The organism is Pontibacter sp. HJ8 (assembly GCF_054824225.1).
This window is the reverse complement of sequence record NZ_JSYF01000101.1, coordinates 1-6,289: the sequence shown is the minus strand read 5'-3', so window position 1 is coordinate 6,289 and position 6,289 is coordinate 1. Positions and strand designations below refer to the sequence as shown.

General features: G+C 53.0%; 6 protein-coding genes. All 6 read left to right on the top strand.

Annotated elements, in window-relative coordinates; translation table 11 throughout:
• Positions 1-2,593: T9SS type B sorting domain-containing protein (locus OB13_RS05940; RefSeq protein WP_461489234.1), on the top strand; the 2,593-nt coding region annotated here is incomplete at its 5' end.
• A 6-nt stretch (positions 2,594-2,599) separates the two neighbouring features.
• Positions 2,600-3,028: a thiol-disulfide oxidoreductase DCC family protein gene (locus OB13_RS05935; protein WP_461489233.1), complete on the top strand. Its 429-nt coding sequence runs from the start codon at positions 2,600-2,602 to the stop codon at positions 3,026-3,028.
• A gap of 182 nt (positions 3,029-3,210) precedes the next feature.
• Entirely contained in the window at positions 3,211-4,092 is an 882-nt protein-coding gene (gene fabD, locus OB13_RS05930) for an ACP S-malonyltransferase (protein WP_461489232.1), read from the top strand.
• A 173-nt stretch (positions 4,093-4,265) separates the two neighbouring features.
• Positions 4,266-5,078 carry a CPBP family intramembrane glutamic endopeptidase gene (locus tag OB13_RS05925; RefSeq protein WP_461489231.1) on the top strand — a complete coding sequence of 271 codons (813 nt, stop codon included), beginning with the start codon at positions 4,266-4,268 and terminating at the stop codon, positions 5,076-5,078.
• Positions 5,079-5,088: 10 nt separating this feature from the next.
• On the top strand, positions 5,089-5,379 hold the full coding sequence (locus OB13_RS05920) for a hypothetical protein (RefSeq protein ID WP_461489230.1): 291 nt from the start codon (positions 5,089-5,091) through the stop codon (positions 5,377-5,379).
• Positions 5,380-5,687: 308 nt separating this feature from the next.
• On the top strand, positions 5,688-6,289 hold a 602-nt coding region (locus OB13_RS05915; protein ID WP_461489229.1), incomplete at its 3' end, for a carboxypeptidase-like regulatory domain-containing protein.

Below are 6,289 nucleotides of genomic sequence, written 5' to 3'. Positions count from 1 at the left end.
TACGAAAACGGCTTCTCCCGCAGATGATCCGTTCGTGATGATTTCGATGGGAGATGGCACTACAGTGCGTGTCGACCGCCAGTCCGTGACCCCGGTAAAGCCGGATGTGGACCGGGAGGTTTTCCAATGGGAATATACCTACGCCAACGCCGGTACTTACACGGTAACATGGGTTGGCGAGAACCGCAACGGAGGTATCCTCAACCTGGCTGCCCCTACAGACCAGCTTTCCTTTTCCATCTCTACGACCATTACCATTAACCCGCTTCGGGGACTGAACAGTACGCCTGTACTCACTGTCGCCCCGATCGATGAGGCTACCGCGAGCCAGCGCTGGGTGCACAACCCCGGTGCCGTGGATGCTGACGGCGATAGCCTTTCTTATAAACTGGTGCAGCCGCAATACAGAAACCCTGTCGGTGTCATCACCAATGTGCCGGGTTACCGGGATCCGCATACCGTAGATAATTGCCGCAACGCCACCAATACCGGTGCTTCTACCTTCACCCTCGATCCTGTTACGGGCCAGCTGACCTGGGATGCCCCCTGCCGTCTGGGAGAGTACAACGTAGCCTTTGTAGTGGAGGAGTGGCGCGTATCGCCCGGGGGAGGAGCCGTGCTGCTGAGCAAGGTGGTGCGCGATATGCAGATCCTGGTAGTAGACGCCAAAAACAGGCCACCGGTACTGGTGCCCCGCGATACCTGCATCGTAGCAGGCACTACACTCAGCACCACGATTACAGCCACGGACCCGGACGGTCACCTGATTGACCTGACAGTACCGGGCACAGGCGGTATACTGCCTCCTGCTACATTTAATGTGACAACCAACATACCCGGCAGAGCTGCCGGCCGTCTGATCTGGAATACTACCTGCGAAGATGTGGCTTCCCGACCTTACCAGTTGGTGTTTCGGGCAGAAGACAAACCCTCGGCACCTGCCAGGGCCCTGGCTGACCTGCAGCCCTACCGCATCACCGTTGTGGGGCCGCCGCCGCAGAACCTGGTAGCAAGCGCCGAAGGCCGGAATGTGCGGGTGACCTGGGATTCTTATACTTGCCAGAACGCTTCCACCATACGCATCTACCGACGGGAAGGACCTTCCGACTTTACACCCGGCCCTTGCGAAACAGGAGTGCCAGCCAGTTCCGGCTATGTGCTGATAGGGGAGGTAGGGAAAGAAGTAACCGAGTTCCTGGACGATAATGGCGGGCAGGGGCTCTCGGCAGGAGCCGAATATTGCTATATTATTTATGCGGAGTTCCCGCAGCCATCGGGGGGCAAAAGTATTGCATCCGTAGAAGCCTGCGTATCGCTGGAGCGTGATCGACCTTACATCACCAATGTGACGGTGGACCGCACTGATGTAACGAACGGACAGATCACTGTGCGCTGGACACAGCCGGGTGCCGGTGTCGAAAAGCTGAATGCGCCTTTCGAGTACCGTCTGTACCGCAAGGAAGGACAGCAGCCGGGAGGCACATACCAGCAGGTGTTTACTTCCCGCAGGCTGACAGATACGGTGTTTGTCAATTCTGGACTCAACACAACCGAAAAGGCGTACCGCTACAAGCTGGAGTTTTACAGCACACGCACCAGCGGGGGACCTCCTGCTGACCAGTTACGCGACAGCGCTTCCGCATCCAGCGTTCGCCTGGAAGCGGTGCCCGCCAGTACGCAGAATGAGATGGCCGTAACACTGAACTGGACTTACGATGTGCCCTGGAAAAATGAGGTGCTTCAACACCAGGTATACCGGGTGGAAGGAACCGAACTGGTCGAGATAGGCACGGTAACTGCTACCCCAACCAGTGGCACCTTCACAGACCGTGGAAGCGACGCTGCGCCTTTGGAACGAGGGCAGAGCTACTGCTACGTGGTGCGAACGCAGGGAACCTACCAGATCGAAGGATTGCCCGAACCGCTGCAGAACTTCAGCCAGCAGGTATGCGTGGAGCTGCCCAAGATCATTTGTGCGCCTGAGCTTAGTATAGATCCGCTCGACTGTGATGCCTTTGCCGCTAACCCGACGCAGCCCCCTTACCAGAACGTGCTGACGTGGGTGCCGCAGATCACCGGCGACTGCACCGATGAGATCGACTTCTATACTGTCTACTTCAGAGGGCAGGGAGAAGAAGAGTACCGGCAGCTTGCTACTACCAAGGAGACCACCTATACCCATACCGGACTGGAGTCTTTCGCCGGTTGCTACCAGGTAACGGCGACGAACCTGGCCGGGGAGGAAAGCCCGCGAAGCAACGAGGTTTGCAAGGATAACTGTATCTTCTTCATGCTGCCAAACATCATCACCCCGAACGGAGACGGCTTGAACGATGTATTCCGCCCTGATAAGCGTACGGCTTTCATCCGTTCGATGAAGTTTAGCGTATTTAACCGCTGGGGCGTGAAGGTGTACGAGAGCAGTAGCACTGCAAGCGGCGATGCACTCTACATCAACTGGCCGGGTGTTGACAAAGATGGCAACCGCCTGACCGACGGCATCTACTACTATGAGGCCGAAGTTGAATTCTTTACCATTGACCCATCCAAAGAAAAAGCCAAGTACAAAGGCTGGGTAGAAATAGTGCGTTAAGCAAGTATGATACAAGAGAAACTGGAACGGCTGCAGGAATTGCCCATCGTATTTTACGATGGCACCTGCGGCTTTTGCCAGGCCAGTATACAGATCGCTTTAAAGTATAACAAACGCCAGGATCTGCATTTCGCAGCCTTGCAGTCGGGCCTGGCAGAGGAGCTGGTACCCCAGGCGCAGCTACCGGATCCTTTGCCGGATTCTATCCTTTTCTATGAAAACGGCCAGCTCTATACCGAGTCAGAGGCCGCCCTCCGCATTGCCCGCCATCTCAATTTTCCATGGGCGGCGCTTTATTATTTCAGGTTTATTCCCTTATCTTTCCGCAATTTTGTGTACCGCTTCATCGCGAAGCACCGCTACCGCATTGCTGGCCGCACCGAGGCCTGCATGCTGCCCAGCCCAGAAGAACGGGCCAGGTTTGTGGCGCAATAAGACACAAGATGTTAGATAATAGGCACAAGACTTCATTATAAGACTCTCCATATTCTATTAAACAAGAAGGAGGAACAGCAGGCTAACTGTAAGTTTCATGGTTACCTTTAGCATAAAAGTCTAACGTCTTATGTCCTGCGTCTTGTGTCAAGAAAAAGCAATTTAACCATCAACAATAAAGAATGAAGAAGGCATACGTTTTCCCGGGACAGGGGTCTCAGTTTGTAGGTATGGGGAAGGACCTGTATGAGCAGCACGAAGAAGCAAAGAAACTGTTCGATCAGGCAAATGAGATTTTGGGTTTTAACATCACCGAGATCATGTTCCATGGCACGGACGAGGAGCTGAAGCAAACCAAAGTAACACAGCCCGCCATTTTCCTGCACTCGGTGGCACAGGCAGTAGTAGCCAAAGAGTTCGCGCCGGACATGGTAGCGGGTCACTCCTTAGGTGAGTTTTCAGCCTTAGTAGCCAGTAAAGTATTGAGCTTTGAAGACGGGCTGCGCTTGGTCTCCAAAAGAGCGCTGGCCATGCAGGCAGCCTGTGAAGCCAACCCCTCCACGATGGCGGCTATACTTGGGTTGGACGACGCAAAAGTAGAAGAAGTTTGTGCTTCGGTAGAAGGCGAAGTGGTCGTGGCAGCAAACTACAACTGCCCGGGCCAGCTGGTGATCTCCGGCTCTAACAAAGGCATTGAGATTGCCTGCGAGAAAATGAAAGAAGCCGGCGCCAAGCGTGCGCTTCCGTTGCCGGTTGGGGGTGCGTTTCACTCGCCGCTCATGAAACCGGCCGAAGAAGAACTGGCCAAAGCCATCAACGAAACTACTTTCAGCCAGGGCATCTGCCCGATCTACCAGAACGTAGACGCCCTGCCGCATACCGACCCGGAAGAGATCAAGCAAAACCTGATCAGCCAGCTAACGGCTCCAGTGCGCTGGACACAGTCGGTGCAGCAAATGGTGGCCGATGGCGCTACGCACTTTGTAGAATGTGGCCCAGGCAAGGTGTTGCAGGGCCTGGTGAAGAAGATCGAGCGTACTGCCGAAGTAAGCTCGGTAGAATAATCACTGAACTGAAGCATACGGTATAAAAGTCCTTCCCGGTGTGGTGCCGGGAAGGACTTTTTGCTTGAGGCCAGTTGTTGAGCAGGTATAGGAGGCAAGGAACTGAATTTGTAGGAATTGGTGGTTAAGTGTAAATTATTACATTTGCCTTCTGAACCAACAAAACTATTCCCATGAAAAACAGGGTGTCTTTTTTACTCTGGATGATCGGATTCATACTGCTGAACCTGTATTCGAATGGCCTGCCGAAGCTCTTTCAACTGGACGTGCTGCCCTGGCTGGCATATGCAGTCGGTTTCTTTTTTCTGGCACACCTGTTTGGGAAATACGTGCTTCACTTAAAAGGATTGCCTTCCTTTGGTATGCACCTACCAAAAGGCTGGTTCATGCTCGTGGTGCTTGGCTTTGTGGTAGGTTTTGGCATTTGGGCGCTGAAATACCTGGTGTTTTATGAAGCAGGAAAGTTTGAGGTAACCGGGTGGGCGGACAGTAGCTACATTGCCGGTATGCTGGCACAGGCCCTGCTTGGGATGTTGTTTGCCGCCGCCATGAATGATGTGCTGATACGCGGGTACTGGCTGGCTTACTGCAAAAAAGCCGACCTGATGAAGTGGTACCTGGGACTGACCACCGTGTTATACGCGCTGGATGATTCCTGGAACGAAGGCATCAGTGGGATCAACCTTGTGTTTTCGGCAGTGCTGGGTATTTCGTTGGCCTACACGGTCATTAGAACCGGTACCATCTGGATGGCCATCGGCATACACTGGGGGAGCAACATGATGTACCGGGTAATGGCTGGCTTTAACGGGGAGGGAATCTGGCAGTTGGAGCAGGTAAAAGATGGCGAAATGTATGAGTGGATCAGCATCGGGATCACGGCACTCCTGTTTCCGGTCGTATACCTGCTGTTGAAAAACAGGAAAGCAGACCGGGCGTTGCAGCACCAGCAACCTGCGTCCAGCTCCGAACTTGAGTTGATTTAAAAAATATGCTATGAACGTGGAAAACCGAAAAGACATCCTCAAGCTGGTAGATGCCGCGCACGCCCGAGTAGAGTCTTACTACCCCGAGACACCCGTGTACAAAAATATCCCGGAGTGGCAGGAGAAACGGCGCTTACTGCTAGCAGACCTCGGGCTGCACCTTACGCAAGATGCCATGAAAGGGGAAATTATCAACGAAGCCTCCCTCCGAAACCACCTGTTTGCCATTCTCAAGATCTGCAGCGAATTTTTTCCGGAAGCACCCTACCAGCAAGCATCCGAGTTGCTTGATCATACTTAACTACTTCCCTTGTCAACCAATCAGCTTACTTTTCTCAGGAGGGGCGCAGGGTAGAGTTTATACTTTCAGAGGAATAAGTTTCTCGCTCGAAAGGACGAGTAGAGCCACAAGTATAAAAGTCCGTTTTAAAACCACACATACCCCGTGCCTCAGGGTTCCTTCCTAAGTACAGGTATAAACTCATCCTTCACTTTCAAGGTGAAGGTGGTCTGCAAAGGGAAGAGTCGCGAAAAATCGGAAGTATAGGTATAGCCTAAGACATAGAAGTTCCTGAATCTTTAGTATTTTCAGGAAACCAACTGCAGCGCATGAAGGCACTCCTACTACTTCTGTTACTGGGATTCGTTGTTTTCCCGTTACAGGCGCAATACAAACTAAAAGGCCGCGTGGTTGACGAAAAGACAAACGAACCCATCGAGTTTGTCTCGGTTTATGTGAACACCACGACCATCGGGGCCACGACCAATGCAAAAGGAGAGTTTGCCCTGCAGGTGCCCGGCGGCCGGCACGAGCTGATTGTGTCCTACCTGGGCTACAACCCGATCATTTACCAGGTAAATACGGAACAAATCCCCGGCAACATACTTTTTAAGCTGAGTCAAAAAGAGCAAATCTTAACCGAAGTAGTCGTGGAGGGCAAGCGCGACCCGGAGTGGTACCAGAACCTGGAAACATTCAAAGAAAGCTTTTTAGGCCGCAGTGAATTTGGCCGGCAATGCAAGCTGCTCAACCCGGAGGTGCTGACCATAACGTTTGATCCGCAAACGGCCTTGCTGAAGGTGTCGTCTGACAAACCCCTGCTGATCGAAAACCCGGCGCTGGGCTACCACATCGAATACCTGCTGACGGATTATAAATTTCACATGCGGGAAGGCTACATGATGCACCTGGGGTATCCGAGGTATACCCT

Coding starts and splice junctions, on each gene's coding strand:
- OB13_RS05935 (WP_461489233.1), top strand. CDS start 2,600: ATGATACAAGAGAAACTGGAACGGCTGCAGGAATTGCCCATCGTATTT.
- fabD (WP_461489232.1), top strand. CDS start 3,211: ATGAAGAAGGCATACGTTTTCCCGGGACAGGGGTCTCAGTTTGTAGGT.
- OB13_RS05925 (WP_461489231.1), top strand. CDS start 4,266: ATGAAAAACAGGGTGTCTTTTTTACTCTGGATGATCGGATTCATACTG.
- OB13_RS05920 (WP_461489230.1), top strand. CDS start 5,089: ATGAACGTGGAAAACCGAAAAGACATCCTCAAGCTGGTAGATGCCGCG.